Source organism: Variovorax multivorans, assembly GCF_051216835.1.
Lineage (GTDB): Bacteria > Pseudomonadota > Gammaproteobacteria > Burkholderiales > Burkholderiaceae_C > Variovorax.
Genome location: NZ_JBPJZL010000010.1, coordinates 164764 through 185154 on the forward strand (window position 1 = coordinate 164764; position 20391 = coordinate 185154).

Annotated in this window: 19 protein-coding genes and 1 pseudogene; 6 read left to right on the forward strand and 14 right to left on the reverse strand. The window is 66.5% G+C overall.

The features are described 5' to 3' along the window. Nucleotides 1–55: 55 nt before the first annotated feature. Complete coding sequence (locus ACSFCA_RS25560) at nt 56–487, forward strand: GNAT family N-acetyltransferase (protein ID WP_258355004.1); 432 nt, start codon at nt 56–58, stop codon at nt 485–487. 6 nt (nt 488–493) lie between these two features. Here ACSFCA_RS25560 and ACSFCA_RS25565 read toward each other — a convergent pair whose 3' ends face one another. Continuing rightward, nucleotides 494–1981, reverse strand: coding sequence for an MFS transporter (locus ACSFCA_RS25565; RefSeq protein ID WP_258355005.1), 1488 nt, complete (start codon nt 1979–1981; stop codon nt 494–496). 127 nt (nt 1982–2108) lie between these two features. On the opposite strand from ACSFCA_RS25565, the gene ACSFCA_RS25570 reads away from it, so the two are divergent. Together ACSFCA_RS25570 and ACSFCA_RS25575 are read left to right on the forward strand one after the other, a co-directional pair. Continuing rightward, on the forward strand, nt 2109–3041 hold the full coding sequence (locus ACSFCA_RS25570) for a LysR substrate-binding domain-containing protein (RefSeq protein ID WP_435461469.1): 933 nt from the start codon (nt 2109–2111) through the stop codon (nt 3039–3041). Nucleotides 3042–3165: 124 nt separating this feature from the next. Then, a complete protein-coding gene (locus ACSFCA_RS25575) occupies nt 3166–4908 on the forward strand; it encodes a carboxylesterase family protein (RefSeq protein ID WP_435461470.1) in 1743 nt (580 codons plus the stop codon). A 20-nt stretch (nt 4909–4928) separates the two neighbouring features. Here ACSFCA_RS25575 and ACSFCA_RS25580 read toward each other — a convergent pair whose 3' ends face one another. The 3 genes from ACSFCA_RS25580 to ACSFCA_RS25590 all read right to left on the reverse strand — a co-directional run bounded on the left by ACSFCA_RS25580 (nt 4929) and on the right by ACSFCA_RS25590 (nt 8259). Next, nucleotides 4929–6161 carry an SAM-dependent methyltransferase gene (locus tag ACSFCA_RS25580; RefSeq protein WP_258355008.1) on the reverse strand — a complete coding sequence of 411 codons (1233 nt, stop codon included), beginning with the start codon at nt 6159–6161 and terminating at the stop codon, nt 4929–4931. A 121-nt stretch (nt 6162–6282) separates the two neighbouring features. After that, on the reverse strand, nt 6283–7224 hold the full coding sequence (locus ACSFCA_RS25585; protein WP_435461471.1) for a cation diffusion facilitator family transporter: 942 nt from the start codon (nt 7222–7224) through the stop codon (nt 6283–6285). Between the two features lie 39 nt (nt 7225–7263). Then, complete coding sequence (locus ACSFCA_RS25590) at nt 7264–8259, reverse strand: AraC family transcriptional regulator (RefSeq protein WP_258355010.1); 996 nt, start codon at nt 8257–8259, stop codon at nt 7264–7266. Between the two features lie 245 nt (nt 8260–8504). On the opposite strand from ACSFCA_RS25590, the gene ACSFCA_RS25595 reads away from it, so the two are divergent. After that, entirely contained in the window at nt 8505–9557 is a 1053-nt protein-coding gene (locus ACSFCA_RS25595; RefSeq protein WP_435461472.1) for an aldo/keto reductase, read from the forward strand. Here the strand turns inward: ACSFCA_RS25595 and bioD are convergent. The 5 genes from bioD to ACSFCA_RS25620 all read right to left on the reverse strand — a co-directional run bounded on the left by bioD (nt 9540) and on the right by ACSFCA_RS25620 (nt 14353). Next, nucleotides 9540–10280 carry a dethiobiotin synthase gene (gene bioD, locus ACSFCA_RS25600; protein WP_435461473.1) on the reverse strand — a complete coding sequence of 247 codons (741 nt, stop codon included), beginning with the start codon at nt 10278–10280 and terminating at the stop codon, nt 9540–9542. The genes ACSFCA_RS25595 and bioD overlap by 18 nt on opposite strands. Continuing rightward, nucleotides 10277–11509, reverse strand: coding sequence for an 8-amino-7-oxononanoate synthase (bioF, locus tag ACSFCA_RS25605; RefSeq protein ID WP_435461474.1), 1233 nt, complete (start codon nt 11507–11509; stop codon nt 10277–10279). The genes bioD and bioF overlap by 4 nt, the downstream gene beginning before the upstream one ends. Further along, complete coding sequence (bioA, locus tag ACSFCA_RS25610; RefSeq protein WP_435461475.1) at nt 11493–12875, reverse strand: adenosylmethionine--8-amino-7-oxononanoate transaminase; 1383 nt, start codon at nt 12873–12875, stop codon at nt 11493–11495. The genes bioF and bioA overlap by 17 nt, the downstream gene beginning before the upstream one ends. A gap of 283 nt (nt 12876–13158) precedes the next feature. After that, a complete protein-coding gene (locus ACSFCA_RS25615; protein ID WP_435461476.1) occupies nt 13159–14028 on the reverse strand; it encodes an NmrA family NAD(P)-binding protein in 870 nt (289 codons plus the stop codon). Nucleotides 14029–14041: 13 nt separating this feature from the next. Then, the gene (locus ACSFCA_RS25620) at nt 14042–14353 is read right to left on the reverse strand and encodes a plasmid stabilization protein (protein WP_435461477.1); all 312 of its coding nucleotides are present in this window, start codon (nt 14351–14353) and stop codon (nt 14042–14044) included. Between the two features lie 131 nt (nt 14354–14484). Here ACSFCA_RS25620 and ACSFCA_RS25625 point away from each other — a divergent pair. Then, nucleotides 14485–15091, forward strand: a pseudogene (locus ACSFCA_RS25625) (ABC transporter substrate-binding protein); the annotation flags it as partial. 22 nt (nt 15092–15113) lie between these two features. On the opposite strand, the gene ACSFCA_RS25630 reads toward ACSFCA_RS25625, so the two are convergent. Genes ACSFCA_RS25630 through ACSFCA_RS25645 form a run of 4 tightly spaced genes read right to left on the reverse strand, consistent with a single transcriptional unit; the run spans nt 15114 to nt 17132 of the window. Next, complete coding sequence (locus ACSFCA_RS25630) at nt 15114–15704, reverse strand: DUF4304 domain-containing protein (RefSeq protein WP_435461478.1); 591 nt, start codon at nt 15702–15704, stop codon at nt 15114–15116. Further along, nucleotides 15701–16330 carry an alpha-ketoglutarate-dependent dioxygenase AlkB gene (locus ACSFCA_RS25635; protein WP_435461479.1) on the reverse strand — a complete coding sequence of 210 codons (630 nt, stop codon included), beginning with the start codon at nt 16328–16330 and terminating at the stop codon, nt 15701–15703. The genes ACSFCA_RS25630 and ACSFCA_RS25635 overlap by 4 nt, the downstream gene beginning before the upstream one ends. Next, nucleotides 16327–16449 (reverse strand): hypothetical protein, encoded by a 123-nt coding sequence (locus tag ACSFCA_RS25640; protein ID WP_258355019.1) that lies wholly within the window; start codon nt 16447–16449, stop codon nt 16327–16329. The genes ACSFCA_RS25635 and ACSFCA_RS25640 overlap by 4 nt, the downstream gene beginning before the upstream one ends. A gap of 23 nt (nt 16450–16472) precedes the next feature. Further along, nucleotides 16473–17132 (reverse strand): glycoside hydrolase family 16 protein, encoded by a 660-nt coding sequence (locus ACSFCA_RS25645; RefSeq protein WP_435461480.1) that lies wholly within the window; start codon nt 17130–17132, stop codon nt 16473–16475. A 160-nt stretch (nt 17133–17292) separates the two neighbouring features. Here ACSFCA_RS25645 and ACSFCA_RS25650 point away from each other — a divergent pair, with 160 nt between their 5' ends. Further along, nucleotides 17293–17829: a hypothetical protein gene (locus tag ACSFCA_RS25650; RefSeq protein ID WP_435477452.1), complete on the forward strand. Its 537-nt coding sequence runs from the start codon at nt 17293–17295 to the stop codon at nt 17827–17829. Nucleotides 17830–17976: 147 nt separating this feature from the next. On the opposite strand, the gene ACSFCA_RS25655 is transcribed toward ACSFCA_RS25650, so the two are convergent. Then, complete coding sequence (locus ACSFCA_RS25655; protein ID WP_435461482.1) at nt 17977–20307, reverse strand: ATP-dependent DNA helicase; 2331 nt, start codon at nt 20305–20307, stop codon at nt 17977–17979. Nucleotides 20308–20391: the final 84 nt, after the last annotated feature.

The window sequence follows — 20391 nt, forward strand, 5'->3', positions numbered from 1 at the left end:
TGGGTAGCGGTTCGGGGCCGGTACAGTTGCCCGGCTCTTACCCAGCCCACATGCCATGACGAACATCACGATCACGACACCCACGCCCGAAGAAGTCCGCTCCGGCGAGTTGGGCCTCAAGCTGCGGCACTACAACTACGGCTTCGTCGGCGAGTACCCCGAGCAGCAGTACATCCGCCTCAACGCAAGGGACGAAAACGGCCGCCTCCTCGGCGGACTGCGCAGCTTCGTGTTCCTGTATTGGCTCAACGTCGAAGTGCTCTTTGTCGAGGAAGACGCGCGAGGCACGGGTCTCGGCAGCCGCCTGCTCGTCGAAGCCGAACGGCAAGCCATCGCGCTGGGCGCCAAGAACGCGAAGCTCGACACCTTCGAATGGCAGGCGCGGGCCTTCTACCTGAAGCACGGCTACGAGGAGTACGCCCGCATCGACGACTACGCGCCCGGCTTCTACCTGGCGTACATGAAAAAGTCTCTGCTGAGGCCCTGAAACCGGCTACTTCGGCGCCGGCTTCCCTGCTCCGACCACATGGCTCTCCAGCCCTTCCTTGGGCAGCAGCAACGCCAGCGCGATCACGCCCAGGCTCACGACCAGCATCGCCATGAAGGTGAGATGCAGCGAGCCGCCCAGCGCCAGCCGGATGCCCGCATCCCCCGCGACGGAGCCGTGCACGCCCTGCAGCAGCAGGCGCAACTGGTCGTCGGTGAACATCATCGTGCCGTCCCCGCGCGTCAATCCGAAATTGAAGACCGCGCCGAAGAAGGCAGCCCCCAGCGCACTGCCAAGGTTGCGCGAGAACACGTTCGACGCCGTGGCGACGCCGCGTTGAGAAAGCTCCACGCCTTCCTGAATCAGGATCAGCGAGCTCAGGCTCATCACGCCCATGCCCAGGCCGATGATGAAAGAACCCACGGCGGGCAGCACCGGTGAACTGCCCGCCCCCAGCAAGGCGAAGGTCGATGTGCCCAGTGGAATCAGCGCCGCACCGGCCACCACCATGCGCCAAAGCCCGATGCGGTGGAAGGTGCGCGAGGTCAACGTCGCGCCGATGGGCCAGCCGAGCATCACCATCGTGAGCGTGAGGCCGGCCGTGACCGAAGAGCGCTCCAGCACCACCTGCACGTACATCGGCAAAAAGGTCGTGATGCCGATCAGCACCATGCCGGCGAGCATGGCCGCGCCGTTCACGGTGGCGATCATCCGTGCGCCCCAGAGGCGCAGCGACACCATCGGGTCGGCCGCGCGGCGCTCCTGCGCGATGAACAGCGCGAGCGTGACGACGAACAACCCGGCCCACGCGAGCGCGACGCCCGAATTGCCGACGCCGAACTCGGTCAGCGCAATCATCAGCGCCGCGATGCCGATGGTGAACAGCACCGCGCCCACCATGTCGATGGACGAGCGCCGCACCGTGGGCGCCTCGTGCAAAAAGAACCAGAAGCCCGCCGCCGCGGCCAGGCCGATGGGCACGTTGACCCAGAAGATCCAGGCCCACGACAGCTTCTGCACGATCAGCGCGCCGATGATCGGCCCGACCACTGCAGACACGGCCCACACGCTCGCAAGCCAGCCCTGCACCTTGCCGCGCTCGCGCACCGGATAGAGGTCGCCCACGATGGTGAGCGACACGGGCTGGATCGCGCCCGCGCCAATGCCCTGGATCAGCCGGAAGCAGATCATGGCCGGCATCGACCACGAGAAGCCCGCCAGCACCGAGCCGATGACGAAGACGGCGATGCCAACGAACATGATGGGTTTGCGGCCGTACAGGTCTGAGAGCTTGCCGAACACCACCGTCATCGCGGTCTGCGCGAGCAGGAAGGAGGCGAACACCCAGCTGTAGAGATGCAGGCCGCCCAGCTCGGAGGCGATCTGCGGCATCACGGTGGAGACGATGGTGGCTTCGATGGCCACCATCGCCATGGAGGCCATGATGGAGGCGATGACCAGCGGGCGGTTTGTTGTTCTGTTGGGGGAGGTCATGAGCCGTGCATGCTATAGACGGCATGAGTCCCTGTCCCCTGCTCGGGCTCTCGGCGCCGTTCGTTGGCTACAGTCCGATGCAGCCGGCCGGCGTCATCCGGGCGCCTGGCGCTTCAGAAAGCTGCGAATGGATGAACTCAACGGCGTCGTCGACGACCTGATCGCGCTCGTGCTGGTGGTGGAAGCCGGCGGGTTCAACGCCGCGAGCACGCGCCACAACATTCCCGTGTCCCGGTTGAGCCGCCGTATCGCGGGCCTCGAAAAGCGCCTTGGCGTGAGCCTGCTGGTGCGCAGCTCCCGGCGCTTCAAGGTGACGGAGATCGGCGAACGCCTGTACCAGCACGGCCTGGCTATTCGCGCCGAGACCCGCAACGCGCTCGCGGTGGCGCAAGACACGCTCAACGAGCCGTCGGGCCATTTGCGGGTGTCGTGCCCCGTCGCCATGGCCACGGGCCTGGTCGGGCGGCTGTGCGTGGAGTTCGTCAAGCGGCATCCGAAGGTGACGCTGACGCTGGACTCCACCGACGGACGCCCTTCCCCTTGGAGCGAGGCGGCCGACCTGCTGATTCGCCCGAGCATCGACACGCTGCCCGATTCGAGCATGGTGTCGCGCAAGCTCGGCGATTTTCCGTACCTGCTGGCAGCCGCGCCGGCGCTGTTCGAATCGCTGGGCGAGCCGGCCACGCCGCAAGCACTTGCCGCGCTGGACGACTGCCCGGCTATCGGCTGGACCTTCGGCCCGCATCCCTCGCGCTGGCTGTTGCGCGGACCCGGCGATGCCGGGGTCGAGCTGAACGTGCATCCACGATTCACCAGCGACAGCCTGCTGCAGATCCACCAGGCGGCGCTCGCGGGCATCGGCATTGCGCGGCTGCCGGTCAGCCTGTGCGCCAAAGACCTGGAACAGGGCCGCCTGCGCGTGGTGGCGCCGGGGTGGGCGCCGCCGACCATCTCGATCCACGCGCTGTATCCCTCGCGCCGCGACCTCACGCTGGCGGGACGGCAGTTTCTTGCGATGCTGGTGGAGGCCACCGAGCCCTATTCGAAAACGGTGCGATAGCGTCGTTCAAAACTGCGTTTTCAGAAAGCTGCGTTTCATTCGCCCGGGTGTCATCGCACGGTCATCGCTCCTAGCATCGGCCGCAAGTCGGGTCCGCTGTGGAACCGGCCACCCGAGGACGACGATGGCGCATCACGAGAAGAAGAGTTCTTTCCCCATCTGGCCCGAAAGCCGGCGGCGGTTCATCCAGGCGACCGGCGCGTTGATCGCGCTGCCGCTGGCCGGTTGCGGCGGCGGAGGCGGTGGCGGCTTCTCGACACCTTTTGCCGGCAACGGCACAGGCACCGGACAACAGGCCGCCGCGCCGGTCGTCGACACCACCTCGGGGCGATTCAAGGGACAGGTCAGCGGCAGCGTTGCGTCGTACCTCGGCATTCCGTATGCCCAGCCGCCTGTCGGCGCGCTGCGCTTCCAGTCGCCGAAGCCGCTCAAGCCCGCGTCCGACATGGTGAACGCCGACAGGTTCGGCGCTGCCAGCCTGCAGACGCTGCCGCCGTACGTCACGTGGATCTACCCCGTGCCGGCGCAGCAGAGCGAAGACTGCCTGACGGTCAACGTGTGGGCACCCGCGAATGCCGCCGACGCCGCCAGGGCGCCGGTGATCGTGTGGCTGCACGGCGGCGCCTGGCGCACCGGCGCCACCAGCATGCCGCTGATGAACGGCGCAGCACTCGCGGCACTCGGCGTGGTGGTGGTCACAGTCAACTTCCGGCTGGGTGCTCTGGGCGGCCTTTCGCACCCGGACCTTGTCGATGCCGACACCGGCAGCGTCGCCAACTGGCAGCTGCAGGACCAGATGGCCGCGCTGCAATGGGTGCACCAGAACGCCGCCGCCTTCGGGGGCGACCCGGACAACATCTGCCTGATGGGGCAATCGGCCGGCGGCACCAGCGCGGCGGTCATTGCGCAGAACCCCGCCTCCCGGAAGTTCCTGCGCAAGGTCGTGCTGTTGAGCCCAGCCAGCAACGCGGCACCGAACAGCTTCAGCCTGAAGGACGCAGCTGCATACACCGAACTGCTGGCCGCCCGCCTGAACACCACGCCGCGGGGCCTGCGCGACGTGCCGGCCGCCACGCTCCACGCAGCGGAGATCGCACTCAACGCGCAACCGTTGCCAGCCACCATCACGACCGGACGCAGTTCGAAGTTCGTTCCGGTCATGGACGCGCAGTTCTGCCTCGCAGACTGGACGCGTGCCGCATGGCCGGCCGACCTGCCCGTGATCATCACGACCACGCTGACCGAAGGCAGCTTCTTCGTCGACCTGATCGACCCCGCCACCGGCAAGGCGCTGACGGCGCCCCTGCCGCAAAACGACACGCAGCTGCTGGCATACATCACATCGCTGACCAACTCGGCCACGGCAAGCAGCCAAGTGCTCGCAAGCTACCGCCAGGCTGCCGCCGACGAGGGACGGCCAACGGGTGCCGGCGACCTGTTGGTGGAGATCTACGGCGACTACGCCATTCGCGTCCATTCGGTGCACTACGCCGGCAGGCTCGCCAGCGAAGGCAAGGACGTGCGCTTCGGCACCTATGCGCACGCCCTCAGGGCGCCGGGACACGGCGTGCCGCACTGCGCCGACCTGCCATTGCTCTTCGGCACCTACGGGCTGGACTACTACAAGGACAAGGTTGGCAACGGCACCGCGGAAGCGCAGCTGTCGGCAAGCATGGCAGCGGCGCTGGTGTCTTTCGCGCGCGAGCCGCAGGCCACGGCATTCGGCGCCGGTACTGCATGGCCGCGCTACACCGGCCCCTTGGCGAATGCGGTGCGCATGGGCGAAGGCAGCAGCGGGAGCGTGGCCGTAGGCACGGTGCCGAAGCTGGCGCAACTCGCCATCTGGGACGGTCTTCTGGGCTACTGAAGCGGCTTCACCTGCGGCCGTCAGCCCGCATTCAACGCCGAGGTGCCGTCGTAGATGTAGCGGCGCGACCAGGGCAGTGTCTTCGCCGACCTGCCCGCCTTGCGCCCGACGATCTGGTAGATGGCCACGTCGTCGTTCTCGAAGGCATAGGCGCAGCCCGCGAGGTAGATGCGCCAGATGCGGAACTTCTCCTCGTCGACGAAGGCGTGCGCCTTCTCGCTGTTGGCTTCGTAGGCGTCGCTCCAGCAGCGCAGCGTTTGCGCGTAGTGGCGGCGCAGGTTCTCCACGTCGAATGCTTCGAGGCCGCCTTGCTGCATTGCCTGCAACGCCAGGCTGATGTGCGGCAGCTCGCCGTTGGGGAACACGTAGCGGTCGATGAAGTCGCCGCCGCCATACGACACGCCGCCGCCCTCGGGGTCGGACGAAGTGATGCCGTGGTTCATGACCACGCCGTCGTCGGCCAGCAGCTCCTGCACGCGCTTGAAGTACGCCGGCAGGTTCTTGCGGCCCACGTGCTCGAACATGCCGACGCTGGTGATGCGGTCGAACTGGCCGGTCACGTCGCGGTAGTCCTGCAGGCGGATCTCGATGCGGTCCTGCAGGCCGGCAGCCTTCACACGTTCGGTCGCCAGGTCGAACTGGTTCTGCGACAGCGTCACGCCCACGCAGCGGGCGCCGAACTTCTGCGCCGCGCGAATCACCAGCGCGCCCCAGCCGCAGCCGATGTCGAGCAGGGTCTGGCCCGGCTTCAGCTCGATCTTGGTGAGGATGTGATCGATCTTCTTCAGCTGCGCGGTGGCGAGGTCTTCATCGCCGTTCTCGAAGTAGGCACACGAATAGACCATGTTCGGATCGAGCCACAGCCGGTAGAAGTCGTTGGAAACGTCGTAGTGGTACTCGATGGATTTCTTGTCCGACGACTTGGTGTGCGCGAAGTAGCGAGCCATGTGCCGCAGCGCGCCGCCGGGCTTGTCCATCGATGTCTTCGCAAGGCCGTAGGCAATGTCGATGACGTCGCTGAGCTTGCCTTCGATGTCGATCTTGCTCTTGACGTAGGCCTCGCCCAGGTTGTCGAGCGTGGGCTGCAGCATCAGCGACAGCGCCGCGGGCGACTTCACGTGCAGCGTGACCGAAGGCCCGCTGAAGGTGCCGAAGTCATAAGACTGGCCGTCCCACAAGGTAAGCCGCGCAGGCAGGTTGGCGCGAGCACGAACGGCGGCGCTCCACTGCGCCAGCTTCTTTTCCCAAAGCATGCATTTCTCCGTGTTGTTTGGTTCTCCCGATCACATGAACGGGCTGCTGCAGCGAACAAAACAATAGCGAAATTTTGCAAAACCGGCATGGTCGGGACGACGCAAGAAATTGCAGCAAGTGCTACAAGGCACCGCTCTTTCTTTCGGCGCCCGTGTCGCCGGAAGGCGCATCGCTCGCCTCGATGAAGATCCGCTTGATCATCGGGAACCGCGCGCGCACCTGCTTCTCGATGGCCGCGATGGCCTCGGCCGCGTCGCCGGTGGGCGTGTCGTCCTTGAAGTTGACGTCGACGATCACCAGCACGTCTTCCGGGCCGATGTACATCGACAGCACATGGCCCACGTCTTCCACGCCGGGCTGTTCCATGGCCAGCGCGCGAATGGCCCGCGCGGTCTCGGGGCGGACGCCTTCCCCGATCAGCAGCCCGCGCGACTGCGCGATGAGCAGCACGGCCACGCCCGCGAGCAGCAATCCGATGACCACCGAGGCCACGCCGTCGAGGGCCGGCATGTCCAGCGCGTGGCTCAGGTAGATGCCGAGCGCGGCCACCGCCAGGCCCGCCAGCGCGGCCGAGTCTTCGGCCAGCACGGTATAGGTGGTCGGGTCCTTGCTGCGGTCGAGCGCCTGCCAGAACGGCTGGCCGCGGGCCTGCGCGCGGAACTGCTTCAGCGCGATGAGAAAGCTCGTGCCCTCGAACAGCGCCGCCGCCGCGAGCACGACGTAGTTCCACGTCGGGTCGCGCATCGGCTCCGGCTGGCGGATGTGCTGGATACCTTCGTAGAACGAGATGCCACCGCCCAGCCCGAAGATGAGCACCGCGACGATGAGGCTCCAGAAGTACAGCTCCTTGCCGTGCCCGAACGGATGCTCGACCGTCGCGGGCCGCTTGCTCAGGCGCAGCCCTACCAGCAGCAGCACGCCGTTGAAGGTGTCGACCGCCGAGTGGATGCCCTCCGACAGCATCGCCGAGCTGCCGGTAACACCCGCGACGATGAACTTGGTGACCGCGATCGCCACGTTGGCGCCAATGGCGCCGTAGATGGCGATCTTCGATTCAGCCATGCGACACGCCGGCCAAGCGCTCTGGCGGGCTCATGCGGCTCATGCCGCTTCCATCGACTCGGCGCCCATCGCATCGTTGCCCGCCTCGCCGAGCCAGCGGCGCTTGTCGCGTAGCGGCGGCGCACCGAACATGCGGCCGTACTCGCGCGCGAACTGCGACGGGCTTTCGTAGCCCACGTTGTGCGCGGCGCTCGCCACGTCGGCGCCTGCAATCAGCATCTGCCGGCGCGCCTCCTGCAGGCGCAGCTGCTTCTGGTACTGCAGCGGGCTCATCGCGGTGACGGCCTTGAAGTGGTGGTGGAACGACGACACGCTCATGTGCACCGCCCGCGCCATGTCTTCCACCCGCAGCGACTGCGCGTAGTTCACGCGCAGCGCGCTGATGGCCTTGGCGATGCGCTGGGTGTGGCTGTCCTGCAGCGCGATCTGCCGCAGCCGCGCGCCCTCGCCGTTGACCAGCAGGCGATACATGATCTCGCGCTTGATCATCGGCGCCATGATCGGCACGTCTTCCGGAGTGTCGAGCAGCCGCAGCAGGCGCAGCACCGGCTCCAGCACCGGCATGGCGATGCGGTTGACGTACATGCCGCGCGAGGCCGGCGCGTTGTTGGCCTTGGCCGGCAGCTTCTCGTCGCCGATGAGGTCGCCGATTTCGTCGAGGGCCAGCTCCAGCCGCACGCCGAGGTACGGCTCCTTCTCGCTCGTGACGCACACCTGGCCGCACACCGGCAGGTCGACAGAGGTGACGAGGTAGTGCATGGGGTCGTACACGTAGATGTCGTCGCCCACGATGATCCGCTTGGAGCCCTGCGCAATGAGGCCCAGCGCCGGCGACGCAAAGCCGTGCTTGGGGCCTTCGGGCTTGCTGATGCAGAACACCTGCAGGCCGGGCACGGCGGTGATGACGGTGCCGTCCTGCCCCTGGGTGATGTGCTCGATCAGCGCCACCAGTTCCTTGCGGGCTTCATCGAGTTCGGGTTCCAGCGGCATCGGCTGGGCGATGACGGCGGCGATTTCGGGTGTTTCGTCGGACATGTTCGGGGCCTTGTCGCGGTAGGAGGGCCTGGGAATGGCCACCATGGAGGATTGAGCGGTTTTGTAGCTTAGCGCGCCTCCCTTGGATTCGCACCTGCCGGCGGGGAGGTCTGGAGAATCAGGCAAATACTTTGCAGGAACGCGCTCGCCACGCCGGGGGCCGCAGCCGGATACTTTTTGCAGCCGCCCGGGCTTTCCGGCCCTTTCGGCCTCCCTCGGGCGCCTCCACCGCAAAGGATTCCTCCATGCAATACCGCAAATTCGGCCGCACCGGCCTCTTCGTTTCCGAGCTGTGCCTCGGCACCATGACTTTTGGCGGCTCCTCCGGCATCTGGGGCCAGATCGGCAACCTGCAGCAGTCCGAGGCCGAAGGGCTGATCGGCCGTGCGATGGACGCCGGCATCAACTTCATCGACACGGCGGACGTGTACTCCGACGGCCAGTCAGAAATCATCACCGGCCAGGCGCTGAAGAACCTCAAGGCGCCGCGCGACAGCTTCGTGCTGGCCACCAAGGTGCTGGGCGAAACCGGCAGCAAGGGCGTCAACTCGGCCGGCGCCTCGCGTTTTCACATCATGGATGGCGTGAAGGCCAGCCTGCAGCGCCTGCAGCTCGACCACATCGACCTGTACCAGATTCACGGCTTCGACCCGGCCACGCCCATCGAAGAAACCGTGCACGCGCTGGACAACCTCGTGCGCCAGGGCCACGTGCGCTACGTGGGCGTGTCGAACTGGGCGGCCTGGCAGATCGCGAAGGCGCTGGGCATCGCCGAGCGCGACCGGCTGGCGCGCTTCGAATCGCTGCAGGCCTACTACACGATCGCCGGTCGCGACCTGGAACGCGAGCTGGCGCCCATGCTGCGCAGCGAGAACGTCGGGTTGATGGTCTGGAGCCCGCTTGCGGGCGGCCTGCTGAGCGGCAAGTACGGCCGCAACACCGAAGCAGAAAAAGGCAGCCGCCGCACCACCTTCGACTTTCCGCCGGTGAACGTCGAACGCGCCTACGACTGCATCGACGTGATGCGCCAGCTGGCCGAGGCGCGCAAGGTGTCGGTCGCGCAGATCGCGCTGGCCTGGCTGCTGCACCAGCAGGTGGTGACCAGCGTGATCATCGGCGCCAAGCGCGCCGAGCAGCTGGACGACAACATCGCCGCCACCGCCATCAAGCTCACGGCCGATGAACTCGCCACGCTGGACAAGGTGAGCGCGCTGCCGGCCGAGTACCCGGGCTGGATGCTGGAACGCCAGGGCGGCGTGCGCGGCAAGCGGCTGGCGGAATCAGGCCAGCGCGGCTGAGACTTCTGATGCGGCAGCGCGACGCGCGGCATGCGCCGCCGTCGCACGCAGTGCGCGCAGGTCGATGTGGCGGGCAGCGCTGGCCGCATCGGGGTGTTCGAGGTGCGGCACGATGCCGAGCAAGGGCGCACCGAGACGCGCGCGCAGCGTCTGCAGATTGGCCTGCGGCGCGAGCATCGACGGATCGACCATGCTCGCCACCCAGCCCGCCAGCACGAGGCCACGCGCGCGAACGGCCTCGGCGCTCAGCAGCGCGTGGTTGAGGCAACCCAATCGAAGGCCGACCACGAGGATCACGGGCAGGCCCAGCGCCACGGCCAGATCGGCGCTGTCGAGGTCGTCGCCGAACGGCACGCAGAAGCCCCCCACACCTTCGACCACCACCGCATCGGCACGCGCCGACAGTTCCGCGAAGGCCGAGAGCATCGGCTGCAGCGCGATGTGCACGCCCTCTTCCCTGGCCGCCAGGTGTGGCGACATCGGCGCGCGCAGCAGGTACGGGCAGCGCAGCGCCAGCGGCGCATCGACGTTGCCGGCCGCGTGCAGCTGCTCCACGTCTTCGTTGCGCCATTCGCCATTCATGTCTTCCAGCCCCGCGGCCACCGGCTTCATGCCGACCGCGCGCAGGCCCGAGCCGGCCAGCAGGCTCAACATGGCACTGCTGACCAGCGTCTTGCCGATGCCCGTGTCTGTGCCGGTCACGAACCAGGCCCGGCGCGTCATGCGGCTTCCTTCAAAGGCTGCGCGAGGGCTTCGCCCAATGCATCGACCAGCCGAGCGACATCGGCCTCGCTGTGGCTGGCCGACAGCGCGATGCGTAGCCGCGCCGTGCCGGCGGGCACGGTCGGCGGGCGGATCGCGCCCACGCGCAGGCCCCGTGCATCGAGTTGCGCCATGACTCGCATCGCGCGTGCGTTGTCGCCGACGATCAGCGGCTGGATCGCGGTGGGCGATTCCGGCAGCCAGGCGCTGCCGTCTGCCGGCAGCACCGCCTTCAAACCCTTGCGCAACTGCGCGATGCGGGCCAGCAGCCGAGCACGGCGTTCCGCGCCCTCCTCGCCCTCGATCAGCGTCAGGCTCGCGAGCAGCGCGTGTGCGACGGCCGGCGGCGCGGCTGTCGTGAAGATGTACGGCCGCGCACGCTGCACCAGGTAGTCGATGACGGTGCGGTGCGCTGCCACGAAGGCACCCGATACGCCCGCCGCCTTGCCCAGCGTGCCCACGAGCACCAGCCGCTCCGAGCGCAAGCCCAGGGCTTCGACTACGCCGCGCCCGGTGCCCCCCAGCACTCCGAAGCCGTGCGCGTCGTCGATCACCAGCCAGGCGTCGTGCCGCTCGGCCAGTGCGAGCAGTTCGGCCACGGGCGCGATGTGGCCATCCATGCTGAACACCGCATCGCTCACGATGAGCTTGACCGGCGCGTCGCAGGCGGCGAGTTGCGCATCGAGCGCGGCCACGTCGCAATGCGGATAGCGCTCGACGCGCGCCTTGGCCAGCCGCGCGCCGTCGATCAGCGAGGCATGGTTGAGCGACTCCGAGAAGATGACCGCCTCGGCTCCGCCGAGCGCCGACAACACCGCGAGGTTGGCCATGTAGCCGGTGCAGAAGAACAGGCTCTGCGCCTCAGGAATGAAGGGCGCCATCCAGCCGGCCAGCCGTTCTTCGAGCAGTGCATGGGCACGCGAGTGGCCGAGGATCAGGTGCGAACCGCCACTGCCCGTGCCGTACAGCGCGGCGCCTTCTGCCCATGCCTTCGCCAATGCGGGATGCGCGGCGAGGCCGAGATAGTCGTTGCTGCTGAACCCAAGCATCGTGCGCGGTGCGGTGGCGCCGGCCAGCGTCAGGGTCTGTTCGGGCGCGCAGGCGGTTTCGGCAATCTGCCTGCGACGGCGCAACGACTGGGCGTCGAGCGCGTGGATCTCGCCCTGCAGGCGGTCAAGCAAGCGCGACATCGCGGGCTCCTTCCTTTGAACTCATGGCCGTGACGGCCTTCAGCGTGGCCAGCGTACCGTCGACCAACTGGTCGATCTCGCTGTCGTTGATCGCATAAGGCGGCATAAGGTAGACGGTGTTGCCGATAGGCCGCATCAGCAGCCCCTGTGCACGCGCCGCCATGTGGAAGCGCTCGGCAAAGCGCGCGCCCGGCTCGCGCACGTCGAAGGCCGTGATCATTCCGCGCTGGCGCAGGTGATCGATCGGCTGGCCTTCGAGCCCGTCGTGCAGCCGCTGCAGCAGGCGCACTGCGCGGCCACGGTTGCGCTGCAGCGCGTCTTCGCTCTTGAACAGATCCAGCGTGGCCACCGCCGCACGGCAGGCCAGCGCGTTGCCGGTGTACGAATGCGAATGCAGAAAGCTGCGCGCCACGTCGTCGTCGACAAAGCCCTCGTAGATGGCGTCGCGTGTCATCACCAGAGCCAGTGGCAGATAGCCACCGCTGATGCCTTTCGAGAGGCAAAGGAAGTCAGGCCAGATGCCGGCCTGCTCGCAGGCGAAGAAGCTGCCGGTGCGGCCGCAGCCCACCGCTATCTCGTCAGCGATGAGGTGCACTTGGTAGCGGTCGCACAGGGCGCGCACGAGCCGCAGGTATTCGGGGTCGTGCATCGCCATGCCGGTGGCGCATTGCACCAATGGCTCGACGATCACGGCGGCGATGGTGTCGTGCTGTTCGGCCAGCAGAGCTTCGAGTTCGGCTGCGGCGCGGCGTGCGATGGCGGCCGCGTCTTCGCCCGGTCTGGCGTTGCGTGCATCAGGTGATGCAACGAGGTGCGCGTTCGCAAGCAATGGCGCGTAGGCATCGCGGAACACCGGCACGTCGGTCACGTGCAAGGCCCCCAGCGTCTCGCCGTGGTAGCCCTGCTTCAGCGCGACGAAGCGCTGCTTGCCAGCGTGGCCGGCGTTGCGCCAGGCGTGGAAGCTCATCTTCAGCGCGATCTCCACCGCCGATGCGCCGTCGGAGGCATAGAAGCAATGACCCAGCGCGCGCCCCGTCAGCGCGGACAGGCGCTCGGCCAGTTCCACGGCCGGTGCATGCGTGCAGCCCGCGAGCATCACGTGCGACAGCTTGTCGAGCTGGTCTTTCAGCGCAGCGTTGAGCGCGGGGTGTGCGTGGCCAAAGAGATTGACCCACCACGAACTGGTGGCGTCGAGATAACGGCGACCTTCATGGTCGGAGAGCCAGACGCCCTCGCCTCGCGCGATGGGCAACGGCGGCACTGCTTCGAGGCGAATGCTCTGCGTGCACGGATGCCAGACATGGCGCTGGCTGCGTTGCTGCAAGGCGGCATTGGGTGATGAGGAAGAAGCAGTCGTAGAAAGCACCCGCGCATTCCTTTCGTGAGGGCAAGGCGCGGGATCGTATCGATGCGTTCACCGTGCGGCAAACCGCCAGACGGCTTGCGAAATGACGGGCGAATCAGCGACGTTTGCAGGCGTAGAAGCCGCGTTCGGAGCAACGTCACCGAACAAGACGGCTTCTCGCTCCCGGGCCGCCATGGCGGGAAAACGCAAGTTGTCCGGCTGCCGCCAGAAACAGGTCACGAATGTCCGGTTTTAGCGGCTTCGCGGCCTGAGACCCGGATATCGGACAGCGTATTGGCGGGTTTCAGCGGTCCGGACTCTTCTTCACCAGCGCGGAGATGTACTCGCCCAGCGAAATCACGCCGCGCTCCGGCTTCTCGGACGGCTCGTAGTGCTGGTCCAGTGTGACGCGCGTCATGGCCGCATACGACCTGGCTCCAGCATCGGAAAAGCCCAGCGACCTGAACGCCTGCTCCCACTGCTCACGCGGCGTCTCGACCACCTCCACCGGTCGCCCCAGCGCTTGCGAGAAAGCCTGCGCAACATCGCCCGCCGAATAGCGCTCCGGCCCCTCGACGTGATGCGGCCCCGAAGACTCGGGCGGGCCCAGCATCAGCCTGGCGGCGAACTGGCCGAGATCGTGCGGCGCCACCATCGGCAACCTGAAGTCGGCGGGATACATGCTGTGCACCTTGCCCTCTTCACGCGCTGTCTTCAGCGAGGCGTCCCAGTTGCTCATGTAGTAGGCGGCGCGAATGGCGCTGAACGGTGTCGGGCCGGCGCGCAACGCCTGCTCCATGTCGTACAGCACGCCCAGGTCGCCCAGGCCCTCACCGGGCTGCGCGCCATAGGCCGACTCGGCGACGATCTTCTCGAGCCTGCAGCCTTCGAGCGCGGAAAGAATGGCGCGCAAGCTCCTGTGCTCTTCGGCCACCGTGTCGGTCGATGGTGCCGCCGGCGGATTCAGCACGAAGACCCGGTGGCCGCCCTTGAACACACGGTGCAGCGCATGCGTGTCGAACACGTCGATCACGGCCACGTGCGCGCCTTTTGTCCGCAGGGCTTCGGCCCTGTGCGCATCGCGCGTCACCACCGTCACCGGCTCGCTGCGCGCGAGCAGGTCTTGCGCAAGCGCCGAGCCGACGTGGCCCGTCGCTCCCAGGATGATGTGCATCGTCGGCTCCGGGTCAGCCGCGCTTTTCGGCGTTGCGCCTGCGCGTGGCGGCAGCCTTCATCGCGGAAGCCGAGCGTGCGGCCGCTGGGCGATGCGCTGCGGCAGCACCGCCAAGGCGGCCGCCCTTGCGCGCCGGCGCATGGTTCTCGGCCTTGCCACGACCGGAGCCCGACTTCTTGCCGCCACCAGTCTCGGCATTCACCGTGGCCCAAGCGCGGCGCTCGGCTTCGGCCTTGCCCACGCCGCGGTGTTCGTAGCCTTCCTCGATGTGTTCGGCCTGTCGCTTCTGCTTGTCCGTGTAGGACGACTTGTCGCCTCTTGGCATGGCATTGCTCCTGCTCGATGAGAAGCCTTCATGCTGGGCACGCGAGGCGCGCCGTGGGTCGGAGAACGCACGCGCTGCGCGTCAGCCTTGTCTGTCGTGCGTGTCAGGTGCCCGGCTTCATGCGGCGCAGGGACACGGTGAAGTTCATCGTCGTGCCCGATGCGGCCACTGCGGCGGCCGGATTGAAGTCGGGCGCCATCGACGCGGGCCGGATCACGTCGAGCGATGCGCAGCTGAAGTACCAGAAACTGCGCGAGGCCGGCTACAAGGGCGAGAAGATCACCATCCAGAACAACAAGCGCGCGCGTGCCCAGCTATACCGTGGCGGTGCTGGCGCAGGCCATGATGCAGGCCGTGGGCATCAACGCGCAGATCGAGGTGCTCGAATGGGCCACGCAGCTGGACCGCTACAACAGCGGCAACTACCAGATGAGCTCGTTCAGCTACTCCTCCCGCCTCGACCCGGCGCTGAGCTACGAACAGTTCTCGGGCCCGAAGGACAAGCAGGCGCGCAAGGTGTGGGAAGACCCGCAGGCGCTGAAGCTGATCGACGACAGCTTCGCCGAGTCTGACCCGAAGAAGCGCCAGGCCCTGTTCGACCAGATCCACTCGCTGATGATCCAGCAGGTGCCGATGGTGATGCTGTTCAACGGCCTCGACGCTTGGGCGGTGCGCAAGCGCATCAGCGGCTTTGCGGTGTGGGAAGGAAAGCCGCGCATGTGGGGTGTTTCAGCTGCTGCTGCGCGCAGCTGGCCGAGCGCTAGGCCGTCAGGACCTTCGCGAGGTCCGCCTTCAAGGACGTGGCCCGCTCCGGTGCGCGCGCCAGCCCTGCATCGACCAGGGCCTGCGCCCGTGCGCGGTCGCCCAGGTGCACCGCGATCCGCGCGAGATGCAGAGCCGTTCGCGCATGGATCTGGTTCGGGTCGGTCTCGCGCAGCATCTGCTCGAAACTTTGCGGGTAGCTGCCATGCCGTGCAAAGAAAGCGTGCCCCGGCCCCGCCCATTCGCTCACGATGAACTCGACGTTCTCTTCCGCCTGCTCTTTCGTCACGCCATAGGCCCATCCGAAAGCGGCGCCGGGCGGCGGCTCCATCCGGTCGCGGAACACGCAGTGCGATTCCTCCAGCGCATCCGGCGCCACCTGGGCGCCGCCTTCGGTCGGCAGGAAGTCGAGATGCGCGCCGAGGTTCAGGTAGCACGCCTTCCCCCCGCTCGCGCCCTGCACGTTGAACACATGGATCAGCGGCCCATCGATGCGCCGCAGCGTCTGGCCCGAACCCTCGAAGCCTTCGGCCTTCAGCACGGGGAAGAGTTTTTGCGTGAGGAGCTTGAGGAAGGTGCTGCGGTTCATGGGGCGCGGGTTCTCCGTGTGCGCAAGGTGATGGAATAGCGCAAGGCCTCGGTCGGTGCGATGGCATGTTGCCATGCCCAGCGCGCCGGGCCGTGCAGCAGGTACACGGAGCGCGGCTCGATCAGGAATTCGAGCGTGGCGGGGCCTGAGGCCCGTGCGCCGGGCACGTAGGGCCGGAACTGCATCACCGCGTCGCTGTGCAGCGAAACGCCGATGATGTCCTCGAAGTCAGGCACATCGCGATGCCAGCCCAGCGGCGTGCCGGGACGGTACTCGGCGATCAGCATGTGGGTGAGGTCTTCGGGCGGGATGCCGGCCCATGCGGCCGCTTTTGCCCGCAGTGGATGCAGCGCTTCGGGCAGCGGCGCACCGGGCTTGAGGCGGTTGTTCTCGAAGTCGTAGCTGCCGCCGAAGCTGGTGCCGCGCCGCCGTGCCGTGTATTCCTTGTAGCGCATCTCCTTGAGCGGCAGGGCCTGCACGATGTGCAGCAGGCCGGTTTCTTCCTCGGCGGACAGGAAGTCGCGCTCGTAGCGCAAGCCTTCGATGGCAGCCACGGCCGCTTCGCCGAACAGGTCGGGCTGGCCGGCGTGTTCGAGGCGTCTGGCGGCGCGCGTCATCTTCGTCATCTCTGGCAGGTTGCAAGGAAGAACAGCTTGTCGATCTTGCGGACGGTGCCCGCCTTCGGCAGTGGGAAGAACGCCATCGGGGGATGGCGCAGTCGGCTTCCTGCGTGCTTGGCGGCCATGACCCCGTGATTCGCCATGCGGGTCACGGCAGTTGCCAAACGCGAACCCAATCGATCTGCATGACCGGATTCGTGCTGGCGCCGCGCGGGCCATAGCCGTCTGGAGGAATATCGCCTGCCCACGCCTTGTCCTTGATTTCGCTGGTGAGCAGGATGTATTCGTCGCTCTGGGAAATGCCTTCCGTGGTCTCCCAGAACTGCGTCCCGTCGAGATAGAACTGATATTTGGTCGGGGTCCAAAGCAGGCTTACCGTATGCCAGTCGGAGAACGACTTGCCTGCCGGCAGTGTCCTCACCCCGCTGCCGATGCTCTTTATCTCTGCTGCGGCATAGCCATTCCAATGCACTGCGCTCGAATGCCCATTGCTGACGTCTGCCGCATTGTTCGCCTCGACCGCACGGTGCTCGATGATGTCGATCTCCACGCCTGCAGCCGGATTGGGCGGCGTGTATGCCCTGTTCTGGTCCGACAGCAACCAGAATGCAGACCACTGCCCGGGTCTGTTCACAAAGCGAACGCGAGCCTCGACGTACCCGAAGGTGAATTCGCAGCCCGGGCTTGTTTTCGTATCCAGAAAACCCGTGTGATGCGCACCTGTCGAAGGGTCCGTATAGGTCGAAATCGTCAAGACACTGTTGGAGACATCGGCAGCATCGGTTGTTTGCTGTGCTTGGTCTCGCATGGAGGTATGCATTCGCCAATTGCGGCTGTTCACTCCATTGCCTTCAAACTCATCGTGCCAGGCGAGTCGATAACCGGGTGCTGGCGCGGGCGCAGTCAGCACAGAGAACGGCGCGCTGGATCGGCCCGTTCCTCCAGCCGTCCTGACGGTGACCGGACCTGTGATCGCCAAAGCGGGCACAGTCACCGAAATTTGCGTCGCCGAGTCCACGCTGAATTGCACTGCCGCTACGCCTCCAAAGCTTACGAAAGCACTTGAATCGAATTTGGAGCCGGTGATAACAATTACTCCGCCCGGAGCCTCGGCGGACGGAGAGAAAGACTGGACCGTCGGGCTTGTTTCGGAAGGCGAAGAATTCTCGCTGGTCGAGTTGGATGCAGGGGGTGACGACGAATTTTCACCGGCTGGAGTGTTTACAGGAGGTGGTGTTGAATTTCCGCTTTCAGAGGATGGCAACGAATTTTCGCTGGCGGGATTGTTTGCAGAAGGAAACAAATTCCCCCCATTCAAACCCGTGTCGCCGCCCGAATCGCCACCCCCGCAACCGGCCAACATCGAGCCACTCCAAAGTACCGTCGCAGTTTGTGCGCTCTTTTGCAAGAACTGCCTGCGCGAATTTTCCGTGACCGCCGACTCTGTTACCAAACAATTTGATTTCATGAAAGAGGCTGTTCCTTTGTTGAATTTTCCTTCCTGAGTCTAAGTACCAACTAAGGCAGTTACGAGAAAGAGCTGCTTTCCGCAGAACCAAATTCCTTTCAATTACATTTCATATTCAATTGCAATCAATCGACAACAATTCATTCTCTCTGGCCGTGGATAGCGAGTGAGGTCTCAATAGCCTCTATTCGGTGTTTGTTCGAATTGGGTCTGCGAGACCCGCCAGTCGCACGTGCCACCAGCGCGGCAGCAGCTCGCGGATCTCGGCGCGCGCGAAGCGGTCGTCAAGCAGGTGCAACACGCCGCGGTCTTCCTCGGTGCGGATCACACGGCCGGCCGCCTGCACCACCTTCTGCAGGCCAGGATAGAGATAGGTGTACTCGTAGCCCTTGCCGAAGCGCGTCTGCATGCGCTCGCGCGTGATCTCGTTGAGTTCGTTGTACTGCGGCAGGCCCAGGCTGGCGACGAAGGCGCCGATCAGCCGGCTGCCCGGCAGGTCGATGCCCTCGCCGAACGCGCCGCCGAGCACCGCGAAGCCGATGCCCTGCCCGCCCTCCTCGAAGCGCGCGATGAAGCCGTGGCGGTCGGCCTCGCGCATGCCGCGCGTCTGCGTCCACACGGGCACGCCGGGGTGTCGCAGCGAGAACGCAGCGCAGGCTTTTTCGAGGTAGTCGAAACTGCTGAAGAAGGCCAGGTAGTTGCCCGGCAGGCGCTCGAACTGCGCGCCGATGATGTCCGCCACATTGCGCAGCGACCCCGCGCGGTCGCGAAAACGCGTCGACACATGCATCGCCACCTCGACGCGCAGTTGCCGGCTGTCGAAGGGCGAGGCCACGTCGAGCAGCGCGGTGTCTTCGGGCAGGCCCAGCGCATCGCGGTAGAAAGCAAAAGGCGACAGCGTGCCCGAGAAGCACGTGACCGACACCGCATCGCCGAAGCGCGCCTCGAGGAACGGCGCGGGCACGAGGTTGCGGATGGCCAGGCTGCGATCCTGCTGCGTGGCCCCGAGCGTGCGCTCGAAGACCGAGTGGTCGCCAAAGGCCTCGGCCAGCCGGGCGAAGTGCAGTGCGTCGAAGAAGAAGCGCTGCAGCGGCCCCTGCGAAGCATCGGGCGTCGCTGCGAAATACTCGGCCATGGCAGTGTTGGCGGCCTGCAGGGTGCGCAGGAAGCGCTCGGGAATTTCATCGGCGGTTTCGTAGTCGGCCACCTGCGACTGCTGCACCGTGTCCCATTCGCGGAAGAGCCGCGCCAGCGGACCGCGCAGCGCGGCGGGCGCCACGCGGTGCGCTTCTTCGAGCGCCGCGCCTTCGAGCTGCGCGGTATACATGCCGCGCGAACGTTCCAGCAGGTTGTGGGCCTCGTCCACCAGCACAGCCACGCGCCAGTCGGCATCGCGCATGGTGGCGTAGAGGAAGGCGCTGCTGTCGAAGTAGTAGTTGTAGTCGCCGACGATGGCATCGGCCCAGTGCGCCATTTCCTGCGCAAGGAAATAGGGGCACACCTCGTGTGCGAGCGCGATGTTGCGCAGCGCTTCGCGGTCGAGCCACGCCACCTGCGCGGCCTGCTCGCGCGCAGCGGGCAAGCGGTCGTAGAAGCCCCTGGCGAGCGGGCACGCATCGCCATGGCAGGCGCGATCGGGGTATTCGCAGACTTTCTCGCGGGCCGCGAGTTCGAGCACGCGCAGGCGCCCTTGCCCTCTGCCCTTGTCGAGCACGCGAAGCGCATCGAGCGCCACCGGCCGGCCGGATGTCTTGGCGGTAAGGAAGAAAAGCTTGTCGATCTTGCGTGCCGCGCGGGCCTTGAGCAGCGGGAAGATGGTGGCCAGCGTCTTGCCGATGCCCGTGGGAGCCTGCGTCATCAGGCAGCGCCCGCCCACGGCTGCGCGGTAGACGGCCTCGGCCAGTTCGCGCTGGCCAGTGCGGAAAGCGCGGTGCGGAAATTCGAGCTGGGCCAACGTGGCGTCGAGCGCGGCGCGGTGGCCGGCTTCGCTGCGCGCCCAGGCGCTGTAGCGGCCGCACAGCTGCTCGAAGTGCTCCCGCAGCGCTTCGCGGGTGTGGTGCTCTTCGAGCACGGTTTCGTCGCCGGTGGCAAGGTCAAGGTACACCAGCGCCACGGTCATTTCTTCGTGGCCGTTCAGCTCGCACAGCATCCAGCCGTAGGTGCGGGCCTGCGCCCAGTGAAGCGCGCGATGGTTGCCGCGGATGGCGTCGAAGTCGCCGCGGAAGGTCTTGATTTCTTCGACGCGGGCTGCGCGTGCCTCGTAGCCGTCGGCCCGGCCACGCACGCGGACCGCGCCGCAGGTGGCTTCGAGCCCGACCTCGCAGGCGTAGTGCTCGGGATCGCGCCGGTGCTGCACTATTGCGTGCCCGGCCATGCCTTCGAGCGCGCTGGGTGCGGGCACGAAGCGCAGGTCGAGGTCGCCCGCCTTCGCGCCGAAGGCGCACAGGGCCTTGACGGAGACTACATGCGCGATCATGGAGGCCGCGTCTTGCGGGTTGGAGGGTTCGGGGCCCATCTGGCAAATGCTGTATGAATTTACAGTATAGCCACGCGAATACGGCGCCTGCGGTTTCCCTATCCGCGTCAAGACCGTGACGGG

What these genes read in the sequence shown, in the direction of transcription:
- ACSFCA_RS25570 (WP_435461469.1), top strand. Translation starts at nt 2,109, where the DNA reads ATGGATGAACTCAACGGCGTCGTCGACGACCTGATCGCGCTCGTGCTG.
- ACSFCA_RS25645 (WP_435461480.1), bottom strand. Translation starts at nt 17,132, where the DNA reads ATGCGAGACCAAGCACAGCAAACAACCGATGCTGCCGATGTCTCCAAC.
- ACSFCA_RS25640 (WP_258355019.1), bottom strand. Translation starts at nt 16,449, where the DNA reads ATGGCCGCCAAGCACGCAGGAAGCCGACTGCGCCATCCCCCGATGGCG.
- ACSFCA_RS25615 (WP_435461476.1), bottom strand. Translation starts at nt 14,028, where the DNA reads ATGCACATCATCCTGGGAGCGACGGGCCACGTCGGCTCGGCGCTTGCG.
- ACSFCA_RS25595 (WP_435461472.1), top strand. Translation starts at nt 8,505, where the DNA reads ATGCAATACCGCAAATTCGGCCGCACCGGCCTCTTCGTTTCCGAGCTG.
- ACSFCA_RS25565 (WP_258355005.1), bottom strand. Translation starts at nt 1,981, where the DNA reads ATGACCTCCCCCAACAGAACAACAAACCGCCCGCTGGTCATCGCCTCC.
- ACSFCA_RS25635 (WP_435461479.1), bottom strand. Translation starts at nt 16,330, where the DNA reads ATGACGAAGATGACGCGCGCCGCCAGACGCCTCGAACACGCCGGCCAG.
- ACSFCA_RS25585 (WP_435461471.1), bottom strand. Translation starts at nt 7,224, where the DNA reads ATGGCTGAATCGAAGATCGCCATCTACGGCGCCATTGGCGCCAACGTG.
- bioD (WP_435461473.1), bottom strand. Translation starts at nt 10,280, where the DNA reads ATGACGCGCCGGGCCTGGTTCGTGACCGGCACAGACACGGGCATCGGC.
- ACSFCA_RS25580 (WP_258355008.1), bottom strand. Translation starts at nt 6,161, where the DNA reads ATGCTTTGGGAAAAGAAGCTGGCGCAGTGGAGCGCCGCCGTTCGTGCT.
- ACSFCA_RS25630 (WP_435461478.1), bottom strand. Translation starts at nt 15,704, where the DNA reads ATGAACCGCAGCACCTTCCTCAAGCTCCTCACGCAAAAACTCTTCCCC.
- ACSFCA_RS25575 (WP_435461470.1), top strand. Translation starts at nt 3,166, where the DNA reads ATGGCGCATCACGAGAAGAAGAGTTCTTTCCCCATCTGGCCCGAAAGC.
- ACSFCA_RS25590 (WP_258355010.1), bottom strand. Translation starts at nt 8,259, where the DNA reads ATGTCCGACGAAACACCCGAAATCGCCGCCGTCATCGCCCAGCCGATG.
- ACSFCA_RS25620 (WP_435461477.1), bottom strand. Translation starts at nt 14,353, where the DNA reads ATGCCAAGAGGCGACAAGTCGTCCTACACGGACAAGCAGAAGCGACAG.
- ACSFCA_RS25655 (WP_435461482.1), bottom strand. Translation starts at nt 20,307, where the DNA reads ATGGGCCCCGAACCCTCCAACCCGCAAGACGCGGCCTCCATGATCGCG.
- ACSFCA_RS25560 (WP_258355004.1), top strand. Translation starts at nt 56, where the DNA reads ATGACGAACATCACGATCACGACACCCACGCCCGAAGAAGTCCGCTCC.
- bioF (WP_435461474.1), bottom strand. Translation starts at nt 11,509, where the DNA reads ATGTCGCGCTTGCTTGACCGCCTGCAGGGCGAGATCCACGCGCTCGAC.